Annotated in this window: 18 protein-coding genes and 2 pseudogenes; 8 read left to right on the top strand and 12 right to left on the bottom strand. The window is 58.4% G+C overall.

The annotated features are described in order from the left end of the window. Positions 1–3: 3 nt before the first annotated feature. Genes ACIPY2_RS05730 through ACIPY2_RS05740 form a run of 3 tightly spaced genes read right to left on the bottom strand, consistent with a single transcriptional unit; the run spans position 4 to position 2,541 of the window. Positions 4–570 carry a VOC family protein gene (locus ACIPY2_RS05730; protein ID WP_400265411.1) on the bottom strand — a complete coding sequence of 189 codons (567 nt, stop codon included), beginning with the start codon at positions 568–570 and terminating at the stop codon, positions 4–6. After that, on the bottom strand, positions 567–1,562 hold the full coding sequence (locus ACIPY2_RS05735) for a LacI family DNA-binding transcriptional regulator (protein WP_400265412.1): 996 nt from the start codon (positions 1,560–1,562) through the stop codon (positions 567–569). Before ACIPY2_RS05735 ends, ACIPY2_RS05730 begins: the two co-directional genes overlap by 4 nt. Beyond that, the gene (locus ACIPY2_RS05740) at positions 1,555–2,541 is read right to left on the bottom strand and encodes a Gfo/Idh/MocA family protein (protein WP_400265413.1); all 987 of its coding nucleotides are present in this window, start codon (positions 2,539–2,541) and stop codon (positions 1,555–1,557) included. Before ACIPY2_RS05740 ends, ACIPY2_RS05735 begins: the two co-directional genes overlap by 8 nt. A 148-nt stretch (positions 2,542–2,689) precedes the next feature. On the opposite strand from ACIPY2_RS05740, the gene ACIPY2_RS05745 reads away from it, so the two are divergent. The 5 genes from ACIPY2_RS05745 (at position 2,690) to ACIPY2_RS05765 (ending at position 7,642) form a co-directional block, all read left to right on the top strand. Continuing rightward, positions 2,690–3,337: a bifunctional 4-hydroxy-2-oxoglutarate aldolase/2-dehydro-3-deoxy-phosphogluconate aldolase gene (locus ACIPY2_RS05745; RefSeq protein ID WP_400265414.1), complete on the top strand. Its 648-nt coding sequence runs from the start codon at positions 2,690–2,692 to the stop codon at positions 3,335–3,337. Beyond that, entirely contained in the window at positions 3,337–3,885 is a 549-nt protein-coding gene (locus tag ACIPY2_RS05750) for an AAA family ATPase (protein ID WP_400265415.1), read from the top strand. The genes ACIPY2_RS05745 and ACIPY2_RS05750 overlap by 1 nt, the downstream gene beginning before the upstream one ends. 380 nt (positions 3,886–4,265) lie before the next feature. Beyond that, complete coding sequence (locus ACIPY2_RS05755; RefSeq protein ID WP_400265416.1) at positions 4,266–5,684, top strand: MFS transporter; 1,419 nt, start codon at positions 4,266–4,268, stop codon at positions 5,682–5,684. A 185-nt stretch (positions 5,685–5,869) separates the two neighbouring features. Continuing rightward, the gene (locus ACIPY2_RS05760; RefSeq protein WP_400265745.1) at positions 5,870–6,682 is read left to right on the top strand and encodes a sugar phosphate isomerase/epimerase family protein; all 813 of its coding nucleotides are present in this window, start codon (positions 5,870–5,872) and stop codon (positions 6,680–6,682) included. 168 nt (positions 6,683–6,850) lie between these two features. Then, complete coding sequence (locus ACIPY2_RS05765) at positions 6,851–7,642, top strand: SDR family NAD(P)-dependent oxidoreductase (RefSeq protein WP_400265417.1); 792 nt, start codon at positions 6,851–6,853, stop codon at positions 7,640–7,642. Between the two features lie 875 nt (positions 7,643–8,517). Here the strand turns inward: ACIPY2_RS05765 and ACIPY2_RS05770 are convergent. The 9 genes and pseudogenes from ACIPY2_RS05770 to ACIPY2_RS05810 form a co-directional block, all read right to left on the bottom strand. Then, positions 8,518–9,171, bottom strand: coding sequence for a MogA/MoaB family molybdenum cofactor biosynthesis protein (locus ACIPY2_RS05770; protein ID WP_400265418.1), 654 nt, complete (start codon positions 9,169–9,171; stop codon positions 8,518–8,520). A 633-nt stretch (positions 9,172–9,804) separates the two neighbouring features. Beyond that, positions 9,805–10,062, bottom strand: a pseudogene (locus ACIPY2_RS05775) (hypothetical protein); the annotation flags it as partial. Between the two features lie 285 nt (positions 10,063–10,347). Then, positions 10,348–10,809 carry a GntR family transcriptional regulator gene (locus tag ACIPY2_RS05780; RefSeq protein ID WP_400265746.1) on the bottom strand — a complete coding sequence of 154 codons (462 nt, stop codon included), beginning with the start codon at positions 10,807–10,809 and terminating at the stop codon, positions 10,348–10,350. Positions 10,810–10,818: 9 nt separating this feature from the next. Continuing rightward, a pseudogene (locus tag ACIPY2_RS05785) lies at positions 10,819–11,031 on the bottom strand (GntR family transcriptional regulator); the annotation flags it as partial. 5 nt (positions 11,032–11,036) lie between these two features. Continuing rightward, positions 11,037–11,549, bottom strand: a complete 513-nt coding sequence (locus tag ACIPY2_RS05790) for a hypothetical protein (RefSeq protein ID WP_400265419.1) — start codon at positions 11,547–11,549, stop codon at positions 11,037–11,039. 1,229 nt (positions 11,550–12,778) lie between these two features. Continuing rightward, entirely contained in the window at positions 12,779–13,408 is a 630-nt protein-coding gene (locus ACIPY2_RS05795) for a hypothetical protein (protein WP_400265420.1), read from the bottom strand. 473 nt (positions 13,409–13,881) lie between these two features. Next, positions 13,882–14,622 (bottom strand): hypothetical protein, encoded by a 741-nt coding sequence (locus tag ACIPY2_RS05800; RefSeq protein ID WP_400265421.1) that lies wholly within the window; start codon positions 14,620–14,622, stop codon positions 13,882–13,884. A 2-nt stretch (positions 14,623–14,624) separates the two neighbouring features. Then, positions 14,625–15,914: a hypothetical protein gene (locus tag ACIPY2_RS05805; RefSeq protein WP_400265422.1), complete on the bottom strand. Its 1,290-nt coding sequence runs from the start codon at positions 15,912–15,914 to the stop codon at positions 14,625–14,627. A gap of 2 nt (positions 15,915–15,916) precedes the next feature. Further along, entirely contained in the window at positions 15,917–16,612 is a 696-nt protein-coding gene (locus ACIPY2_RS05810; RefSeq protein ID WP_400265423.1) for a hypothetical protein, read from the bottom strand. Positions 16,613–17,687: 1,075 nt separating this feature from the next. On the opposite strand from ACIPY2_RS05810, the gene ACIPY2_RS05815 reads away from it, so the two are divergent. The 3 genes from ACIPY2_RS05815 to ACIPY2_RS05825 all read left to right on the top strand — a co-directional run bounded on the left by ACIPY2_RS05815 (position 17,688) and on the right by ACIPY2_RS05825 (position 20,314). Further along, on the top strand, positions 17,688–18,401 hold the full coding sequence (locus ACIPY2_RS05815; RefSeq protein WP_400265424.1) for an adenylate/guanylate cyclase domain-containing protein: 714 nt from the start codon (positions 17,688–17,690) through the stop codon (positions 18,399–18,401). 624 nt (positions 18,402–19,025) lie between these two features. After that, positions 19,026–19,760 carry an adenylate/guanylate cyclase domain-containing protein gene (locus tag ACIPY2_RS05820; protein WP_400265425.1) on the top strand — a complete coding sequence of 245 codons (735 nt, stop codon included), beginning with the start codon at positions 19,026–19,028 and terminating at the stop codon, positions 19,758–19,760. After that, the gene (locus ACIPY2_RS05825; RefSeq protein ID WP_400265426.1) at positions 19,757–20,314 is read left to right on the top strand and encodes a Pycsar system effector family protein; all 558 of its coding nucleotides are present in this window, start codon (positions 19,757–19,759) and stop codon (positions 20,312–20,314) included. The genes ACIPY2_RS05820 and ACIPY2_RS05825 overlap by 4 nt, the downstream gene beginning before the upstream one ends. Positions 20,315–21,864 lie beyond the last annotated feature (1,550 nt).

The raw sequence follows: 21,864 nt of genomic DNA on the forward strand, positions 1-21,864 counted from the left end.
TGTTTATGTCCTATCTGGTGTATTTGGAGGTGCTGTCCAGTCCGCAGGACCGACCAGCCGGGGAGGAGCTGCGACGCGGGATCGATCCACGATTTCCATCAGCAAACCCCAAGGGGTGATGAAGTAGGTCCAGCGGTTGCCGGCTACTCGTGGGCTGTCGCCAGCGACTTCCTTGCGCTCACCCAGGACGCGTACTCCAGGCGTTTCCTTCAGTACGGCGATGGCGTCGTCGACGTCGTCCACGACGAAGCACAAATGGTGGCCGCCGGCATCGCAATGCCTCGGCGGCGTTTCGCGCCGCTCAGCGCTGCTCCATTCGAAAAGTTCGATGTTGAGGTTCGGGGGCAGACGGAGCATGGCAAGTGTGAGCTTCGCATCCGCCGGGACGTCGAAGTTCGTTGGCATGAATTCTTCGTCTGGTCCCCGTTCAGAGCGGTACAGCTCGTCGGCGCCGAGGACGTCGACGAAGAAGCGGACGCCCTCATCAAGGTTTGGTACCGTCAAGCCGACGTGGTCTGTGTGTTGGAGCCCGGGCAAACGCCGAAGCGCCGAGTCCTGTCCCCCGCTCACTTGCGCGGTCCTGAGGTGGAGCCGCGGACCAAGAGCTCAGGTTCGAGAACGAGATGGTCCACAGAACCGGCAACGTTCTGCTTTTCTGCCAGTTCGATGGCCAGGTGGCCCATGTCGGCGATCGGCTGCCGAATCGTGGTCAGCGGAGGATTGAACCGGGCCCCCAACGCGAGTCCATCGAACCCAATGACGGAGACGTCGTCTGGCACGCGCACACCGCGCTGACCAAGCGCCGACATCACTGCAAAAGCCACCATGTCGTTGGCTGCGATGATGGCAGTTGGAGGATTATCCATTTCCAGGAAATGCTCGGCGGCACGCGTACCCGCATCCAGGTCCGAACCGCTGTCCAGGACCAGGGGTGTGTCCCCATGCTTGGCCGTAAGTTCGAGGTAGGCGTCCATCCGGTCCTGGGCGGTGTGTGTACCTGCGATGCCGGATACGTAGCCGATGGACGTGTGCCCCAGGCCGTGCAAGTGTTCCAGGGCGACCTGGATTCCTTGCCTGCTGTCGACCGTGACCGTAGGGACGGAATCGTCGCCCTCGACTCTGTCGATCACGACGACCTTGTGTCCGAAGTCGAAGCGTTTAAGGGCTTCGGTGTCTACCTTCGTTGAGGGTGCCACGATCCCGAAGGGCGCGTACATGGCCTGCATGGCTGTGAAATATCCGTCCGTCTTGGCCGGGTCCCCGTTGGTGACGCAGAGCATCAGCTGGTAGCCGCGCTCGTCAGCTGCCTGGGTCATCGCTTTGGCAAGTTCGGCAAAGAACGGATTCGTGATGTCCGGGACGATCAGGGGAATGATGTTGCTGGTTTTTCGACGAAGCGCCTGGGCCAGTGGACTCATGGTGTAGCCGAGCCCCTCTGCGACCCGGAGGATGTGCTCGCGCGTTTCACTCTTGACCGCCTCGGGGCGTGAAAACGCCCGAGAGACCGTTGACCGGTGGACCCCCGCAGCTTTCGCGACGACGTCGATACTCAAGTCAGGCATGATCTTTTCCTCCGTGCTGGTCGTCATAGGCCCTCCAGATGGGGCGCATGACCTCTTCGAGCTGGGCCAGTGTAGTCAGGCCCCGGAATCCATCATCCAGCGTCCGGGCGACGTTCCGAACGAAGGGGTCGTAGAGCGGGTCGCTATCGACGTTGAGCTTGTCGACTTCCGTGGTTCCATCCAGTGCCGTGAAAGTTGCCGTGCCGTCCGAGTCGACCGTGGCGAATCCTGAGTCACCCACCGAGGTGAAGCTGCAGTAGCGCTTGAGCGGCGACCCGGGGAAGGCGTAACCCACCTCAACGATGGCTTCACGCCCTTCCGGTGTCGTGATGATGAGGCTTGCATGGTCCTCAACCGCTTGGTGGTGAAGGACCGATGAGAGCCGGGACTCCACATGGGCTGCTGACTCACCGGTGCCCCGAAGGAACAGGTCGACAAAATGAGGAGCCAGGTTGGCCAGGCAACCCCCACCCGCTTTCACCGGGTCAAGCATCCACGGATTGGCGTTTTCCAGATACCGGGACGGTGGGCCGGCAATGAACGAAGCCCTCTGGTACGTGGGCCGGCCTGCTTTGGCAAGCCATTGATCCGTGGGGCCGCCACGCTGGACCAGGGGTACCGTTGCGGGCACGCCGGCTGCCTCGGCTGCCTGCCGCACGGTGGAGAGCTCCTCGAGTGAAACGCCCACGGGCTTTTCGACGACGAACGGGATACCCCGCTCGATCAGGGCAAGACACTTTTCGGCCATTCCCTCATGGGGACCAAAAACATAGGCAAGTCCGACATCGGGAAGATCAACCAGCTTCCGCCAATCGGCGTCGACCGGCGCGCCCCAGATTTCGGCCAGCCGCTGTACCTGCACGCGGGATACGTCGTCGTCACCGACGCCGACCACGTCATGCTCTTCAGCCATGGCCTGCGCGCAGAGCGGAACGTGCCAATGGGAAGCGCCCAGAATGATTGTTCGTACGTGCGTCAACCGCAATACCCCCTTGTATGAGATCGGTTGCTGAGATCGGTTGCAATAACACTATGGATGGTGGGAGAGTTTGTCAACGACACCGTAAACACCAACCAGGTCGGACGCTTCGGGAAACCCCGCAGTGCCGGCCGGACAGAGGTCAAACATGAACAAGAAACTTCGCACCTTGCAAACCATCGACGAGTCCGGGGCCGTCCTCATCGTTCGCCTGGAGAGCGCAGAGCTTGCCGAGCGTGTTGCTGAAGCAGCCATCGAAGGAGGGTTTCGGGCACTTGAGATTACTCTTTCCATTCCCGGCGCCGTGGACGTCATCCGCCGGCTCGCCGCCAAGCACGCGCCAGACCGCGTCGCCGTTGGCGCTGGAACCGTGCTGGATGAACACTCCGCATACGAGTGCATCCGCGCCGGCGCCCAGTTCCTCGTCAGTCCCCAGCTCAACCCCGCGATGATCCGCACCGCCAACAGATACCAAGTACCAACCATCAGCGGCGCCTATACGCCAACCGAGCTCGTCGAGTCCGCCGAAGCTGGCGCCGACATCCTCAAGCTCTTTCCAACCGAAGCCGGCGGCGTAGCCTACGCAAAGTCCGTACTGGCTCCGCTTGCACACCTGCCGATCCTGCCCGCCGGTGGCGTAACCCTGGAGAACGTCGGCGAATGGTTCGCCGCCGGCGTGGCCGGCGTCGGCGTTGGCAGCTACGTGACCAAGGCATGGCAGCCCGACGGCGACTTCAACCGCGTCAGCGAGGCAGCCCGGGCGTTTCTCTCAGCCGTAGCAGAGGCGCGCAAGTAATGCCCCCGCGCGTCTTCATCGTCATCGGACCGGCAGGGTCAGGGAAAACAACCGTTGCGCAGCGAACAGCCCAAGAGCATGCTGCTGCATACCTGGACAAGGACAGGGTCAGCGGCCGCTTCATCGAATTCACACTGGCGGCCACCGGGCACGATCCCACCGACCGGGAGTCCAACGACTATTACCGCGAGAACCTGCTGCCCCTTGAGTACGAAACCCTCATGGACGTGGCGGGGATGAATCTGCGCCTGGGCCGGTCAGTGGTCCTTGACGCCCCGTTTGGAGCCTATTTCGGGGTACCGGACTACTTGACCCGCGCGGCAGAAGAATTCCAGTGGCCCTCGCCCGAGATCACCGTAATACGGGTCCGGGTCCCCCAAGATGTTCTGCGCACCCGCCTCATTCGCCGCGGTCTGGAACGGGACCAGTGGAAGCTGGCGCACTGGGAGGAGTACTGGTCCGCCTACGGCAGCCTGGAATGCGCCTGGTCCGGAGTGGCTTATCAGGACTTCAACAACGAGGCCCCTTCCCCACTCCTTGAGAGCTGACCTCAGGCCCGGCGCAAGCCGTCCACGAATGGTCCGCGGGGCCGCCTTGGCACCCCTCAAAGCCCGTATATTCGCCCTACGTCACGGCCAATCGTGAAAATCTGAGCGAGACCAGCCTACTGACGTTGACAAGGATCACATTTCATCCGTATTGTTGCTTGCAACCGATCTCAGCAACCGATCTCATTATGAATTTGGGAGGCTGGATAAGCTCCTTTCCGACTTCACGTCAGGCGGCGCCCTCAGCGTTGGTCCGACTGCAGGTCCTGGCAGTCGGTTTCCCCGCTCGCCGGCTCGTAAAGCCCGGGCGTGACCCGCACACTGAAGTGTCCGGGACTCATATACCCCTCCGCAACAAACCTGGAATTATGGAGAGTTCAATGAAGACCTCAAAAGAAGCCGACGGCGGTCTGGCCGCTTCGGAGCTTCCCGAAGCGACGGAACCCCCTCGCCGCACCCTCAACATGGTGGCGGGCACGATAGGCCATTTCGTTGAGTGGTACGACTGGTACATCTATGGGCTGCTTGCGGCCGTGTTCTCGTCGCAGATTTTCCCCAGCGATTCCCCCTTCGCATCCCTCATTGCGGCCTTGCTTACCTATGCGGTCGGCTTTGTGGTGCGCCCACTCAGTGGAATCATCATCTCTCCCCTGGCCGACCGCTTTGGTCGACGTGTCATTCTGACGCTGTCCATCTCCGGAATGGCTTTGGGTTCGCTGATCATCGGCCTCACGCCTTCGTTTGCAACCATCGGCTACGCAGCCCCCGTTCTGTTCCTGGTTGCACGTATTCTTCAGGGCATTTCGGCCGGCAGCGAGGGGCAAAGCGCCATCGCGTTCATGGTGGAACACGCTCCCTCAAAGCGGCGTGGCCTGTTCGGCTCGTTCACCAACATGGCGAGCGGCCTGGCGACCCTCGCGGCAACCGGCGCGGCAGCCATGGTTACCTCATCCTTCGCCCCGGCTGACCTCGCCGCTTGGGGATGGCGCATCCCCTTCGTTGTGGGAGGCGTCCTCGGAGTCGTCGGTCTTATCCTGCGTGCCCGGGCCGAAGAAACCCCCGAGTTTGAGGCAGGAGCCCTCGTGGATCAGAAGTCCGCAGCTGCACGCCTGATGGACCTGCTTCGCGAACACCCGAAGGCGCTGCTTCAGGCCGCCGCCCTCTCTGCCCCGGCAGTGGCCTACTACACCTGGGCGACGTTCCTGCCCACGTACGCGAAACTGACCAGCGGCCGCGACCTGGCCTCGACCCTGGCCGGAAGCGTTATCGGCCTGGCCCTGCTGGTTGTCATCGTGCCTGTCTGCGGTGCGCTCTCCGATCGGATCGGCCGCCGCAAGATCTTCCCGATCATCGGCGCCATCGGCATGATCGTGCTGTTCTACCCCTTGCTCCTGCTCCTGAACCAGCCCGGCTTCGGCGTGTATGTTCTGGTCTCGGCGTCAGGATGGGTCGTCCTTGGTATCTGGCAGTCGGTCTATCCCACCATTCAAGCTGAACTGTTCCCGGCCTCCGTCCGCGTTTCGGGCATCGGCTTCGCGCACCAGATTGTCATTGCCGTCTTCGGCGGTACCGCACCGCTGATCGCCGCAGCGTTCGTCGGCGCCGGGCAGCCGATGCTCGTCGCGGTGTACATGATCGTCGTCGTCGCCCTCTGCCTCCTGGTCTACTTCACCCTGCCGGAGACCGGCAACCGCGGTGACCGTGCCACCGTGGCACTGGCTGATCCGGAGGTACTCGAAGGCGAACACCTTGTCTCAAGTACCCCGCAAGCCACCACCGATGCGAAGCGTTTCCACTAGGCACGCTTTCCCCGGACGCCAGACGGCCCGATCAGTCAGCAACCGGCCGCCGACCCCGCGTCCTGGTCGGACCGCCTCGGCATCTGGGAACAAGTCCCTTAACGGAGTCAAGACTCACAGTGCGCGGTGAACGAAAGACTTTTCCAATATTGGTGCAGAACCGAGAGGATCTCCAATTGAACCAAATGATTATTAATACGTTTTCCTACCTATGGTCAGCCACAGCAATTGACGCGATCGCGGAGTTGGTCGAGAACGGCCACAAAACCTTCGAAGTTCCAGTCAGCTCTCCACATTGCTGGCCGGATGAAATCTCCGGCCCCGAACGCACCGCAATCCACGCCCGCCTCAATGAATACGGCGCCGATATCAGGTCCTTGAACGCCGGCGGCTATGACATCAACCTGGCCAGTCCCGGCGCCAGCATGCGCCGTAAGAGCATCGAGCACATCGCATCAGTGATCGACTTGGCCGAAGCCTGGGGTGTCTCCGAGGTCGTGATCTCCCCCGGCACACGACGCCCGATGATCTCGCCTTCTCTCGACAAAGTCCACAGGTGGATGTACGAGAGCATGGAGAGTCTGATTCCGCTGGCTAAACAGGCCGGGACACGGTTGCTCTTCGAAAACACCCCCTACTGCTTCACCCCAACGATCCAGGACCTGGCAGGTGTCGTCAAAACGATCAACGACGACTCAGTCAAGATCGTGTACGACGTCGCGAACGCAGCCTACATCGGCGAGGATCCCGTCGAAGCCCTGCTCTCCCACCGCGAATCCATTGGGTTGGTACACATTTCAGACACAGGCACTGACACCTGGGGCCATGACCCCATCGGCACCGGAGTAATCGACTGGAACGGGCTCGGAAAAGCGGTCAAGGAAACGTGCGGGGTGAACAATGTTGTCCTCGAGATCATCCGCGAACAGAACCCCGTCCAGGAATTCAAGAAAGCCATGCACGACCTCAAAGACAAGGGCTGGGACCTGGAAAACTAAGCCCGACAACCAGAAACCCGGCACGGCGGCCGAAGTCCTGCAGGAAAAAGACATAATATTCCACATTGCGAAACGAGCTACACCAATGCAAATGGCATTCACCGACCCATATGGGCCTTTGCACAAGAAATCTTCCGCATGTGAACCACTGATAAAGGAGTATGTACAATGAGAGCTTTGGTTAGCGGCGGAAGCAGCGGCATCGGAGCAGCGACCTGCCTCAGAATCGCAGAGGCGGCTCTGGCTCGCGGCGTGCACCCGATGATCGCAGTGGCAGGGCACGATTCGAACGGCAACCAGGAACAAGTCGTTCGTGCAATCCAGTCGATGGGCGGTACCGCCATCGCGTTGACGGGCACCATCGGTGACCCGGAGGTGCCAGCTAAACTCGTCGACGCTGCCGTGGCCGAATTTGGCGGGTTGGACGCCCTCGTCGCCAACGCGGGGATCGCAAACCCCGGCGCCATCTGCGACGTGAGCCTCGAAGACTGGGACGAGATGTTCTCCGTCAACCTTCGCGGCGCGTGGCTCCTGGCCAAAGCAAGCCACCCGCACCTTAGCCAGAGCCGCGGCTCAGCCTGCTTCACCTCCTCCATGTCCGGTCAGGTACCTCACGCAGGATCAGGTGCCTACAGCCCCAGCAAAGCCGCGGTGACAATGCTGGCCCAAACACTCGCTTTGGAATGGGCACCCGAAGGGATCCGCGTCAACGTGGTCTCCCCCGGTATGACCCACACACCGATGACCGAAAAAATGTACGCCGATCCCCACATCAAAAAGGCAAGGGAAGACATCATCCCCTTGGCACGAATTGGCGAGCCCATCGACATTGCGAACGTAATCGAGTTCCTCATCAGCCCCCTGGCGGGCTACGTGACCGGCCAGGACATCTGCGTTGATGGCGGCTTCTCCAAATCGATCCTCAGCCACATTCCCGGACGACCCAGCTCCAAGTCCTGAACCCCTGCCGTAACGGCGCGCCGTCAGGGCAGCACTTCTGCCACCCTGACGGCGCGTGCCCGGCAACGCCAAGACCAGGCAAAACGATTCGACGTCATCGTGCACCATGTTCGCGACGACAAACCGGCCCGCCCAAGCACCGCCAGGCAGATATCGACCATCGACAGCTTTCGCCCGTCGTCACCGCGCAACACGGACATGAGAAGGCGTGCCCAATGCACAAAGAGGAGGCCCCGTGTACATGGCAAAGAACATCCTGGATGGCACAGAATGGACCGCCACGGACTTCGCCCAGCTACCCCCGGATGAACAGAAAGAAACCCGGCAGGAACTAGCTTGTCTTTCCTGTGGCGGCCCGGCCATATTTCGAGCGGGACCGAAACGTCGACCATCATTCGCCGCCCGACACCAGGACGGCTGCCACTTGGTAGCGCCGGCATGGAGTGCCTTCAAATACTTGGTGGGTCTGGAATGCGCGACGGCCCTGCCGGCCATAACCTACAAACGGTGACCTCCAGCCAGAACATGCGACTGGGTAACTATTGACGCCAAACCTGCGACAGAACCCCCGTCGTCGAGCTTGCCGGCCACTTCCTTCGTCACTGGCAGTCAGGATAGCATTTAAGACCGTGAGAGCGGATGTACCGGGAATCCGGGTTTCGCTGTTCTGACGCCAGCGCTCATCTTGCAGATCATCTATTCAAGGGTGATGGCGGAGCCGAAATGGAATTCGCAACTCGTCTCACCAGAGCGGACCGTCGCAGGTTACCGCGGACAACGGCATCCGAGGCCTGTTGAACGATTTAGCGGCGCCGTTCTCCAGCGCGCCAACCATGAAGCAGCGCAGACGCAGAAAGACTGGTCCGGTCCCCTGGTTATCCATCACAAGATGCGCCGCCACGTCGCCGGCGAAATGCTTCCGCACCACTTCGTTGGAACTTTTCCGTGCAGGGCGCTGTCCGTTTCGACCGCAACAATGGCCTAGTTTCCGCCATTCTGGACTCGTCGCTCAGACAGCCGTCATTTGAATTGCGGTTCAGTGTCCGTAGCTTCCCCGCAAGTTGCTCGCAGAGATGTCCGATGACGGGGGAAAGGATAGTCAACCCATCCCTGACTCCCTTCGTCGATCCGGGCAGGTTGACGATGAATGTCTCCCCTGCGGCTCCGGCATGGCCGTGGCTCAGCATAGCCATACGTGTCTCCATTGTTCCCGCCCGCCGAGTACCTTCCATGGTTCCCGGAATTTCGCGAGACAGGAGTGTGAGGGTCATTTCGTGGGTGCGGTCATCGGGGCTAAGTCCTGTTCCGCCGCTGGTGGTGATGGCAGGGTCGTGGCTAAGGAGCACACTGCGGGCAACACCGACCGGTTCACCGTCGGGGGCGATCACAGAGGGGAACGTCTCAAATGCCTGTTTGGTCATCCATGCAGCGATGGGTCCCGTCTCATCTGCGTAGATTCCTTGTTCTGCCCGTGTCGAGGCGATGACGACGCCGACTGTCCGTTGCGCGCTCGGCTCATAGGCGTTCACGTGTCGGGTCCGCTCGTGGCCAGAACTGACCAGCTGATTTTGCAGCTGCCGGCTAGCACTGCATAATTATTCGCTTCCCCAATCGTATAGGGGATGCTCAGGGCAGAAATAGATGCTGCAGTTAGAACCTCGGCTGTCCTGAATACGGCAACCATAGCCTCGTCGCCTTCAGCCAGTTCAGTTACTTCGCTGGGGTGTGAACGAGAGCTTTAGCATGGGCCATCGCATGGACCAGGTGGGATCCGGAGCCACCTTCCATCCGGACTGTGGTGCCGCCTGTGTCGACCGACCCCGGCGAACTTCGTGTTTTCCGCTGGTGAGTCCACGGCTTCAGCCAGACGAACCCGGTGAACAGGACGCGGGCCGGGAGTTCCAAGGATTCCTGACAACGCAGGCCGTAGGAAGACTTCGAAGAAGACAAAACAGCTGACGGGATTTCCAGGAAAGCGGAGGAAGGGAATCCCGTCGACTCTGCCAAGGCCTTGTGGATCGCCTGGCTGCATGGCAACGGACAGGAATTCGACCGGTTGACCGCCATCGCTTGGCGGACGACCTCGTAGGCGCCTTGCTCACTCCTCCGGTGGTGACTGTGAGATCGGGGGCGCTGTCCTTTTGTCGGGTGTAGTCGTCGCGCTATGTCAAGAGGTTGGCAGCGGAGTCTTGAGAGACGTCCCCCACTGCTGGATCCGGAAAGGAGTTTGGCTTTGCCTTCTTTACGGGTATTACAGCGTCGGCACATTCGGGGAGCATGGCCCCGATCATGATGGGAGCAGCAAAACCGGGTTCTAATGCTGCGGGCACGGCGCCTGCTGGCAGGGACGCAGTTACGCGGAGCTCCGCGCCGCCGACTGGAATGTCTGTTGAGCGGACGGCGAAGCCGTCCATTTGAGAGTTCTCAAAAGGGGCAGCGGAATGGGCACGTAGATGTTGACGGCGAGTGACCTGCCCAGCGCCTCGAGCAACGAGACTTGGTGAAAGACTCTCGGGGAAGTGAGGCCTGTCAACAGTTCTTCCCCGGCTTCACGATGGGTAGCAAACAGCTCTGGTCACGGAAATCCTCTTGGGGGAACGGGGTGGGGGCTTGAGGCCATAATCCTTCTTGCCGCTGGCAGAATTGTCGAAATCGTGCCTATAGGTGGGCTCAGTGTCTTCCAAGGTCGGGAAACTGCTCGCGGTTCACCATTGCAACGCACGGTTTCGTGTTTTTGCGATGTGCTTGCGCATTGCTTCCGCTGCTTCAGCGATGTCTCTTCGCTGAAAGGCCACCAAAATTTCCTCGTGCTCAGCGAGGACAACGGAGGAGTCGCTTAGTCCGTGGCTCAAGTTGTGTCTGACGCGGTGGGTGTGGGTGATCGTCAAGTCGGCCATCTCCAGTAGGTATAGATTTCCGCAGTTCCTGAGAATGGTTTCGTGGAAATTCCAGTCGGCTTCGAAATATTTGCGATATCTGGTCGGTTGTTCCGCCTGGTTCACGCTGGCGAAATGCTCCGCGGCTGTGCGGTGGTTGTCGTGTGCTTTCGCCAGCGCCGGAACTAGTGTTTGCAGGTGGGCAGATGCGCGGTTAATGGCTGCGATTTCCACGACTTCTCTTGCGTCGAAAAGTTCTTCCATCTGACGTGGACTCAGGGGCGGTGCCACGGTGTAGCCCCTTAACGCCATGCGTCGCAGCAGGCCCGTATGCTCGAGTTGTGCTAGTGCCTCACGAATGGGGGTCGGTGATACACCTAGTTCGCGGGAAAGTGCGTCAATGTGCAGAGGGGATCCTAGCTCCAGTTCTCCCCGAAGTAGGAGGTCGACGACGTAGTCGGAAACCTCGTCGCGCAAGACGCGGCGCGATATCGCTTTAACCCTGGTTGCCATCGTGATCAATGGGCCCTGTCGCTGGGAAGCCAGCGCGGGATCAGGGTTGTCGCGAAGATGGCTAGCATTAGGACACTGCTGGAGACCAGTAGTACGGTCAAGTTCGTCAGCGCGAGGAGAACTCCACCGATAGCCGATCCTGCGGCGATCCCGACGTTGAACGAGGCGTTATTGACTGGCGCTCCCGCGGAAGGCAGGGCTCCCGCTCCCCGAAGCCCAAGGACTTGGACCAGAAGTGGAAGCGCGCCGAACGTCAGCCCCCATATCAGGACAAAGACTGCTGTCCATACCGCTGACTCCCGGGAGAGGAGAACACCAACTATAGACAACGCTACGAGTCCGACCGCGAATCGGAAGGCTGCGGAGGGACTGCGATCAGAAAGACGGAGAACAGTCAACAGACCCATCACTCCGGCAAAACCATATCCAAGCAAGACGATGCTGACGTTTTCTTCCGTCACGCCCCTCTCCCGCAACAGCGGCTCGACATAGGTATAGCTCGTGAATTGAGCCGTCATCGTAATGATCGTCGTGACCCCGACCTTCAGCCAGGCCGGTTGCCGCATCGCCTGCATCCGGGCCAGTCCGCGGCAGTACGGGCCAGTCCGGGGCGAAGAGTGTGGACAATGTCCACACTCTTTTTTCCATGTGGGGTCGCCGGGGCGACGTCCTCGGGCCCGGCAGAAAATAAGGCTACGTCGGCGGCGGCGGGTTCATGCTGGTAGTCGGATTTGCGGACCGGCAGCGAGCGAGACACTTCCATCAGATTCCCTCCTTTCACGCATTCATGGCGGTTCGATCAGGAGGCGGCATGACTTCACAGAACTCTGAGGGGACTGCCGCCACAGATGCCGGGAGGCCGTACTTCCGCAGTTTGGGGGTCACACCTCGCCGCCAGCACAGACTTTGAGCGATCGGGTCGTTTGTGGACGGCGGTCAGGTCACGTCGGCGAGTTCGAAGGAGCAAAACTCCTGCCCTACAAGGTCGGCAAGGTCGCGGAGGGACAGCGCTAGCGGCGACAAGACCGCTGGCCATAATTCTCGTGACTGGTTGCGCGTAGCAGACCGCGACTTCATGGCTCAGGTAGCCGAGCACTTGCCCATTCCAGCGCACACAGACCGCATTCGAGCCATAGGGGTTTGTCCGGCCCCCGCCACCAAGTTCAACCTGAAGACTTTCAACTTCACCATCGCTCCTTTGAGCGGTGAGGTCCCCACCGGTACGCGAGGCAGACCGTATGCCTTCACCGTCTGCGTGCTCGCCCACAACTTCGACATTCGGCCACTCAGAGCGACCAGGCGACATACAATATGAGTCTCCCTTAGGGGCGTAGCGGGATTCCGCTGTGAGGCCAGCGTGGCGCTTCCGGATGAGGCGGAGTGGCATTAACGGAACCTTCAACTCCGCGCGGACATCCAGGGTCGGGAGGGGATATCAGAGCAGCCAGACCAGAGCCGATGTTGAAGGCAGGCTAAGGAACGTCCACCTCGAGTTGTCAGGGCCGATTACAAGGTCGGCCATTTTGGCTCATTATCAGCCCGCCCCTTCCTGGCAACTGGCGTTCTTAGCAACGGGAAACGGTCGTGGGTCCTTGAAAGGACGCGCGGCTGGAAACGAGGCACCTACCACCGCTTAGCTTTCTCATGCCCCACCCCTGCCAGGTATGAAGCGCCGCTAACAACGTCATGTCAGCTGACATGGTTACTTTTTTACCCCGGATATACCCTTCTCCGGAGACTCCACGCCTCATGACTTCTGGCTGATGAGCCTGCGGGAACAGGTCTGAAAAATTCTCTCCTGCTTTGCGATGTACTCCGAGTCCTCGCTGTTTAAGTCGAGTGAAACACAAACACCACATCTCCCAATTGCCTCCACACTGTCACGATTCACATAATGAGCGGCTTTAATAGCTGCGAGACATCTTTCCGACTGCAACAGCCATTTCTCTGTTGGCAAACTTGCATGGATCATGTGGGCAGCACTTTCCAGCCCCAACGACGAACAGAGTTCAGTAACGGCCGCGAGGACAGCAGGAGCGGAAGTGCGTGGCATCAAAGCCAACATGCCGTCATTCCCCAACGAACCGTCGCTGGTAGCAGGAACAACGACCCCGCCGCGATCGGCCACTATTGCGCGGGCCCCATCTTCGAAGTCATCAACTGGGCGTTGCAGTTGTGTTCTATATTTAAATAGCGGGGCTATTAAGGAAGAATTTGTAAATGAATCAAAATGTAAGCTTTTTGCAAATTCTTCCATTTTGTCGCTCACGCCATACCCGATGTAACCCTTTGAGCTTTTCACTGCGCGATTGTAGGCAATAAAATCCATGCTGAGAGCCGCTTGATCAGCGTTATTAGCCAAGTGATTCTCGATCACCCGTACTGGGTAAATGACTCTGTCTAACTGCAATCCAGCAGTCAGCCGTTTCCAGGGAGGGGTGCCTAAGGTAGCTAAACGCTGGCGACTAGAGTGACCGCGCCTCCAAATACGTGCGACAGACTCTGCTGCCTCTACTCTTCCGGGTGTCCATCGGTCTAGACGACTTGAGGCGGCCAACACCCAAGCGGTTTCAGCCTGCGTAAAGGAACTGAGTCCGTTTCCTATCGTTGCCAGGCCAAGTTCCTGATGCTTCAGGTCCAGGCAACGGGCTAGACCTTCCGCCACAGATTCTAGATCCTGCGCACGCGTAACGTATACGAACTGACGATGCGATGCGACCGGTGCAGTACGTCCCACTGTTTCGACTGCGTGAGCAATTGCATTGGACGCGGCATAAACAGAACCGTATCGCGCCAGCAGTACTGAGAAATCTATTCCAGCGACACCCTCAAGTTGACCATTTATGGAAATCAAAGCGCCACGTCCCATAGCGATCTTGCGTAGCTAAGTGTTTCTGCCCAGGCTTGCGCAAGAGACATATTCGTATCCTGCATGCGCTTAAGATCTCTCCAGACCGGCAACCACTCGCGCGGGTAGGCCATCTCGGCGGACGGCGGTCCGGGAAGCATTGAGGTTGCCAGGTAGGAGACATCCCGCGAAGGGGGCAAAGCGCCGGCTTCGAGCATAAGTGCCATATCAAAAAGGTCACGACATCTGCTGCTGACTGTGCCGTTAATTCTATGCTTGAAAACTGCGTCGACTTTAGCCGCAGTGAGCGACGCTAGGGTTTCAATGCATAACTCCTGCTGGCCTATAGTGATAGGCTCTACGACAACAGCGCTATTGTCATCGAGTACCAGTTGGCATGCGACACGATCTAAGGCCTGACCCGACGCATCGCGGCAGAGAAGGCTCAACTCTGTGCCGACGACCTTTCCGTCGAAGAGGGTAATATCTTCAGGAATGACCGCGGAATCGAAGTGACTAAGCAGATATTCTCTGGCCGACGTTAGTGCTAGAAGGTTGTCGAAACCGAGATCTAGATCTCCGGGAACGCGGAACTTACTTTTCCTGTGTAACATAAGTGCAACGCTCCCCGAAATACGCGGAAAGGCTCCACCTTTAGAAAGGTGCAGGGCAACATTAAGTAGACTTTCCACTCGTAGAGTGTCACGCACGGTTAAAGTCTTGGTGAGGTCATTCAGCAGCATATTCACCTTATCCGGTTCTTCAAACCGATCGCTTGTGCGGCAATCGAGCGTAGTCCTGGAATGACAAGCGAAAGCATCAGGGATGCGCCAGCAGCACTGGCGATAGCTGTCCAGAGTCCCTCTATCGTGCGATCCTCGATTCCCGCCCAGATGGCGAAGGCGCTGGAGAATGGAAAGCCCAGTATTGCCAGGACTCCCAGAGCTGCGTTTCGCGACGCAGCACTTTGCGCCTCAAGCTCGGTGATAGCCTCCCTGACGTCCTCGCGTAGTTCTGTCAGACGGTCTGGGATCCCCTTGACGGAGCGCAAGCTTAAGAATAGATCGTTCGTGTAACCACGCTCGGTTATTCTGTCACCCCAGTTCATTAGTCTGTATGCGGCAAGCGGGGACGACATGCCCGCCACGGATTGAGATGAATGATGTCCACCCTTCCTAGCTTGGAAGAGTGCGTCACCAATTCTGTTAATAAGCACGTCCTGTGCTTCTGCCAGCAGGAAAGCGTCTAACTCAATCGTGTGGAACCGGAGCTTCCTCTGCCTAAGCGCATCTGCCTGGGCAAGCCCGGCTGGAGGCAAACGATCCGCGACATAAGAGACGCCTTCGCTGGCGACAAACCCTGACCACTCATCGGTTACACGGATAGAGCGTGAGCGAACCTGGTCATGTGAGTCGCGACTGACGGTTATGGTGCCCGGCATGTGAGCTGTGGCCAAGTACCAGAGCCACTGGTCCTTGGCGCTCCACTCCGGCTCGAGGTTTGAAGCGATGGTAGGCAAGCCTGCATCATCAGGGCAGACAAGGCTCATAAGACGCGCGCGTCGCACTCCGGATCCAAGCGACGCGGTTCCTAGCTGGCTCTCCAGTGCCGATCTAATTGATGCCCCATGTTTGGGGTCAAGATTTGAGAGCTCAACGAGAGTGCGTAAACACTGCTCTGCAGTACCGTTTACCCGTCCATGAACAACAAGAAGGGCGTTATGCGGAGTCCGATCGTGGATCCAAAACAGTTCGCGACCGGTGAATACAAAGTCAACGTCGTGGCCGCGTTCGCTGCGAAAATTGAAGGTCTCCTCGTTGGACTGGTGCCACCGGCGTTCATCTTTCGTATCGCCATAGAGAAGAAACGGAACATGGCTTCCTGGAACGTACCGGGCCCGTCCACTCGTGTCCGAAACAATTTCATGAGGAGTACCCGGTAGATTGACGAGCTTTAGCGGCCCCTTCGTCCACTTCGGTTTTTGAGCGAGATCTACAGGTACGACGAGGACAAACTCGGCTGCAAGAAGACTCAATCCTACAGTCCTCGCAAAAGCAGTGACTTGAACCGCGCGAGGTCTTCAAGCATCGTTTTGTCAGAAGGACGCTTCACCGGAATCTGGGTCTCCTCGCCAGGACGGTCATCTCGAAAAACCCTAGTGATCGGATTGACTACCGGACCTTGCAGCACCAGCGTAACGGTGGAGGCTTCAACTGGGCGGGCACGATGAATTTTTCCATGATGCTGAAAGTAGACTGCGTCCGCTGCTAATAGTGTTGTCTCGACTACAGCCAGCTTCGCCTCTCCAACGGGCAGGAGGCCGAACGATGCGCCTCCGTCTGGGGACAAGTAGCCGAACTCCAATTTGCTTATATCGCCGTTGGATTGAACTTGCAGTGTCTGTGCCTCGATACTTCCCTTGAGGACAGCTGAGACAAAGTTCCAGCGGTGATTATGAATTTCTGCTTCACTGAAAGGAATTCCCGAGTGCCACGAGTGAAGGACTAGCTTGGAACCTGTGGCGGAGTGTACGGCGAGGACATATTTGTTGAAAGAGTTCGGATGCTCTTGATCGAACTGGCTTAGCTCCCGCGTGTCCTCGACTCCCGCCATCCACTCTTGAATCCCTTGGCCAGCAACGAGTTCCTTGAACTGAGCTAGGGATGATTCAACACATCCTCCTTCAAAAAGTTGCTCACCTATACGCCCGACCGCATCAGTTATTGGCTCCACAATCCTCCTGCTTTTAGGTGCATCATATGGTCTTGCGGACGCTTGGCCTGGATATTCCGGTCGTGTCGAGATAGTTGAAGTTGCCTTTGGTAATGCACTGGAGCGGCCGACCGGGGCCCCTGCTGGCCGCTTGACGGAGCAGGGCTGGGATGACCTCGCGGAGAAACCTAACTGCGGTTGAACATGGGCGACAACGGAAATGTGTGTCGGCAACGACAACGACCCTTTGACGCGGCCCGACGCGCCGGGTTCCCCGTCTCGACGCCACCCCTATTTTGATGCCCCTCGGGCCCAACACTCTGGCAATGCGCGGCCGGCCTCCGGAAGCTCAGTCAACAGTCCCCGTCGTCGGCGATATCGGTTTGTACTTCAACAGAACCCAGTAGCCCAAGCCCAAAGGTAGATCAACTACCGGCCGTTTAGCGGCTTGTCAGCAATGGCGAGCGACTGCAGGCCACCACCTCACGGTGGACACCTGAGGCCAGAACGACGGATTTTCCCATTGATCTGCACGTGAGCGTGCTCGCGTGCAGCAATCACCGCCGCAAAGATTTAGGCATGGAGATCTTTTATCTGCCCCACGTTGGGTTGCAATGTGCCGCAAAGGACGCCTAGGTACTCACCACCGACGCGCCCGAATAGATACCGCACGGAACAATGCGGCCCCGGCGCCCCTGTATCTAGGCAAACTTGTTCATTGCCTTGGGAGTGTCATGTGTAGCGCCCTACAAACGGGCTGAACGTCTTCCTCCAATGACGGCATGGACCATGCGGACTTGGACGATGCCGTTCAGGCCGCCTTCGAGTGTTCCAACTAGCTGGAGCCGATTGCTCAAATGCTAGCGCTGAACCAAAAGGTCCATGTGCTAGGAACTGATGACGAGGCCCAGGAGCCGGGTTTAGAACACTCGACTTCAGCCAGTACAACCTGGAGCCGGATGTCAAACCTGCGCCCGCGCCGCAGAAGATGCCCGCTCCTAACGTAGATCGGGCCTTGTTGGTTGTTAGTGCTGACGTACTCGATCAGTGTCAGCCACAGTCAGTAGGCTTGTAGACACTGAGCTAAAGGGGAACTATGTCGATCAAAGACCTAATGGAGTCCAACGTCAACTCTATGATGGTGAACAGCTGGAACGTTCGTGACGGGCGCGACGTGCCGGACACTGAAGCCCTTGGTCTGGGCACGAACGTCGGCGTCCAACTACAGGCAACCTACCTCTATGCCGATCTCGCCAAGTCATCGGACTTCGGCCAGCTACTTGACCCGGTCGATGCTGCGAAGATCATCAAGTCATTCCTGTTTTGCGCCAGCGCCCTCATCAAGGAACATGGCGGACACATCAAGAGCTTTGACGGCGACCGGGTGATGGCCATATATCACGGTACTGAAAAGGAAAATCGAGCGGCCAGGACAGCGCTCAAGTTGAATTGGGTAGTTCAAGAAATCATCGACGACAAGGCGGGGCGCTGGGTCGATTGGCCCGAGGGTGCTATGACGGTCAAACACGCCACAGGCATTGCGACCGGCGAGGCATTGCTAATTCGCGGCGGGGTTCGCAATGACAACGACATCGCTTCCATCGGCTCAGCCCCCAACCTGGCGGCCAAGTTGAGCGACCTTCGTACCGACGACGGCAGGACGTTTGCCTGCTACAGGACATGGTTGGGAATCACTGGTGACATGGCCAGAAACTTCTACGACAGGGACCGATGGTCGGAGCTGAAGCACATCACCGTCGGCAATAAGCTCCAGATCTATAAGGCGACCAATGAGCGCATGATCCCATAAACCGGAGCTCATGGTTCGAACGTATGTTCTAAGTTCGTTTCCCGATCAAGGGGGAAGCCAGAAGACATCGAGCGCATAGCGGCGCACGGCTGCTGAGGAACGCGGCCCGCTTGATGAACCAACGCCTGGTCGCGACTTCCCGAAGTATGGCCAGCCGCTGGCCCCGTCCCATGCCCCCGTCCACGGCATAGGCAGCATGTTGTTGTTGTGAGGTGGTCCGGCGCTCCACATCTTCACTATCTCGGACGAAGACCGCTTGACTAATGCGTGCGCAATGTTCTCGCCATAGGACATGCCCTCGTACCGCCTCGATAGAGCAAGTTCGGAACAGCTCACATTAGGGGCCACATGGCCATACTGGCCGTTTTCAACCATGTGGAGGGCGTCCGATTTGGCGGAGCGGCGGAGAGCATCATTCAGAACCAAGCGAGTACGACTGCGAAGTAAATGGGAGCATTGACATCCCTAGGCAGCTCTTCCATCTGCCGTTGCATGTCGCCCAAACGTCGGGTTCTACGGAGTGGCCGGCTTCTGAATGAAGAGTCCTGTTGGGAAGCGTTTAGGCCGGGGCCCCGTGCCAACCGGTAAGATTGCCCGGTTGGAATAATCAAACTTGGGGGAAGTATGACCGTCCTGTCGGACAAGATCGCCACGAACGCGAAGACGCTGTGGACTGTGGCGTGGAATGAGCGCACCGGTCAGGTTGTGCCAAGCACGGATGAGATCGCTCACTCAAACGGCGCAGTGAAGGTAGAGGCAACCTACCTTTATGCCGATTTGGCAGATTCAACGGAGATGCAGAAGCTCTATGGCTCTGACTTCGCCGCGCGCGTTCACCGGATGTATCTGGGCGGTGCCTGCGAGGTTATCCGAGCGCAGGGCGGTGAGATCAGAAGCTTCGACGGAGACCGGGTGATGGGCATCTTCATGGGCAAGCGCATGCGCAATGATGCGACGAGCGCTGCATTGAAGATCAATTGGGTGGTCTGCGAAGTCATCAACAAGCTCACTATCAACCGAAAGCGTTCAAATGGTGATTGGTGGAAAGTCTCACACGGTGTCGGTATTGACAGCGGCGAGGCCCTCATCGTTCGAGCAGGCGTCAGAAATAGGCCCGGTGGATCTAACCACAATGACCTTATTTCTATCGGTGCGGCCCCTGCTATCGCCGCCAAGCTCAGCGGCCTTCGAAACGTCGGCGGCGCTACCATCGTGACGGACAACGTCTACCGCTACCTTCAGGACTCAACAAAGTTGAGCACAAAAGATAAGACCAACATGTTCAAGGGGCCGCAGACAAGGGACGTCGACCCCTACAAGGTCACGACCTACACGAGCTCCTGGTGGACACGCCCATGACCTGGTTGAAGAAACGAACGCCTAATCCCCCAGCTAAAGAAGATGACAAGGCAGCACTTGAAACTGCATGGAAGATCCACGCAGCCCTGGTGGATTGGACAGGCAAGGTAGATACCAAAGCAGCCTTCGCCTTTGCCTTGGAGTCAGCCGGCATCGGCTTAGTCATCAACCTTTCTGCAAAGGATCGCATTTTCGGCACGCTGACCGGGCCGTGGCAGAACTTCTCCTACTACCTCGGAGGCATTGCCCTCGTACTCGCTGCAGCTTGTGCCATGTGGGTAGTTATCCCGCGGCTTCGAATGTGGCATGTCGGCAAAGAGTGGCCGGATAATTTCATCTACTTCGGTCACGTGAAGTTTTGGGAACCTCCTGCCCTTGTGCAGAAGATAAAGGAGACGGACCTACTACCGGTGCTCTCTAAGCAACTCGTAGGCATGAGCAAGATCGCCTGGCGGAAACACTTGCTTGTCAAGCTATCGATGATCTTCGCTTCAATTGGTGGCATTGCCTACGTCGGGTGTGCCATGTTGGTACGGATAGGAGCAATGCCGTGAGCGAAGAGACGACAGAGAAAGCAACGAAGCCCTGGCAATGGCCGAAATGGGCAAGGTTTGAAAAGTTCTCGCGAGATGGAGCCACCAGAACAGCGTCCTGGCGCTGGCGCTGTTCCTCGCGTGCAACTTTGCAGTCACAGCCCGTTATCTGAAGCAACCCGCATGGCTTAGCTCAATTGCTGCCGTCGTCAGCGTTGTCTTCTTCCTGAGGCTCAAGGGTTTATTGTGCAGGAATAAAAGAGGCTGGAGGCCGAACGGTCAGCCACCCCACCGATTAAGCCGCGAAGGCGGCCATCGCAAAATACTCTTTGGGCCGATTTTCTCTGTCTGGGTGACCATCATGACGGTTTGTGAAGTACTCGCCTACACCTGGTTGGGTAGCGGAAAACCCTTTGCGGCTCCTTTACGCATAGAGGAGCCCTCCCCTACTTCGAATGAGCTGTACCAATCAAAAAAGTCAACCGTTGTTCAGGGCGGAACACATTCTGCAGCCGGACTTGTTACTCTTCGTGACTTCGTAGGTTGGCGCCCCCTCATTGCTGCAGCTGATGCACCGGCATTCCCATGCCTCACGGGGTCCGGGGAAATCAGTTGATGGCATCCACCCGGCTGCGATCATTACCGCTCGGGCGCTCTCCGGTGTGATTCGTTGCCGACCAGAGCAGGTCCGGTACCCCTTGAATTCGCCGATGTTATGGAAGCTGGGAGTGCTTTCGATACCGCAGTCGATGCAGCGGCAGCGCCACTGCTGATGCGATCCCGTGTACGGTTCCAGGGGTTCCCAACCGGCAGCGCGCATGCCTTGAGTTGCCACTACCGCGTTGTTCGCCATCCTGGATGCAGTGATCCGCTGAACCCGAAGCGCCTGGGTCTCCTCATCGCAGGCACACGACGGCCGACCTGCACCCCTGGCCCGGTTCAACGTCAGATTCAGCTCGCCACCACATTTGATGCGCTTGGCCCTCCACACGTTGTCGGACCCGGGATACTGTTCAAGCGCCTCGTACCCAAGGGCCAGAAGCCGCGCAGCTGCTTCGTCATTCGTGAAGCGTCTAAGTATGTAGGATGCTCCTTCAATAGGGGTGTGAAAGCCACTTTAGAGCGCCAATCAAGTCGGATTCATGTTCGTGTCGTCCCAGCTGCGACGTTGAAGTGACTAGGCCTCCAAGATTTCAAACAACCCCGAGAATAAACGTTCCAAACGCCGTTGGAGGCGAGCACGGCGGCTCATTCGCTGTTGACGATGAGGCCTGGTGACTGCCCCGGTTCGAACAGCGGCCTTGTCCGGCATACTGTCAGCAGTCGACCACCTGGCTCTCATGGCAGACCTCCAGAGTGATGATGGGGTGAACATGCGTCCATCTCGCCCTGCACCCCGGTCCGTGCTGCACTTCTGGGAGGTGCCGTCAGGATGTGACTGCCTAGCTTTCCATATACCGTCCCAAGCAACAGCGATGCTTGTCTTTCTCATACCCGGTCTTCGCTGGCCTGGCCATCCGCGCAACTGCAACCAAGGTTCATACGTGTGGAAACGGTCAGGAAACTGCACT

The organism is Paenarthrobacter sp. NPDC089675 (assembly GCF_044749185.1).
Lineage (GTDB): Bacteria > Actinomycetota > Actinomycetes > Actinomycetales > Micrococcaceae > Arthrobacter.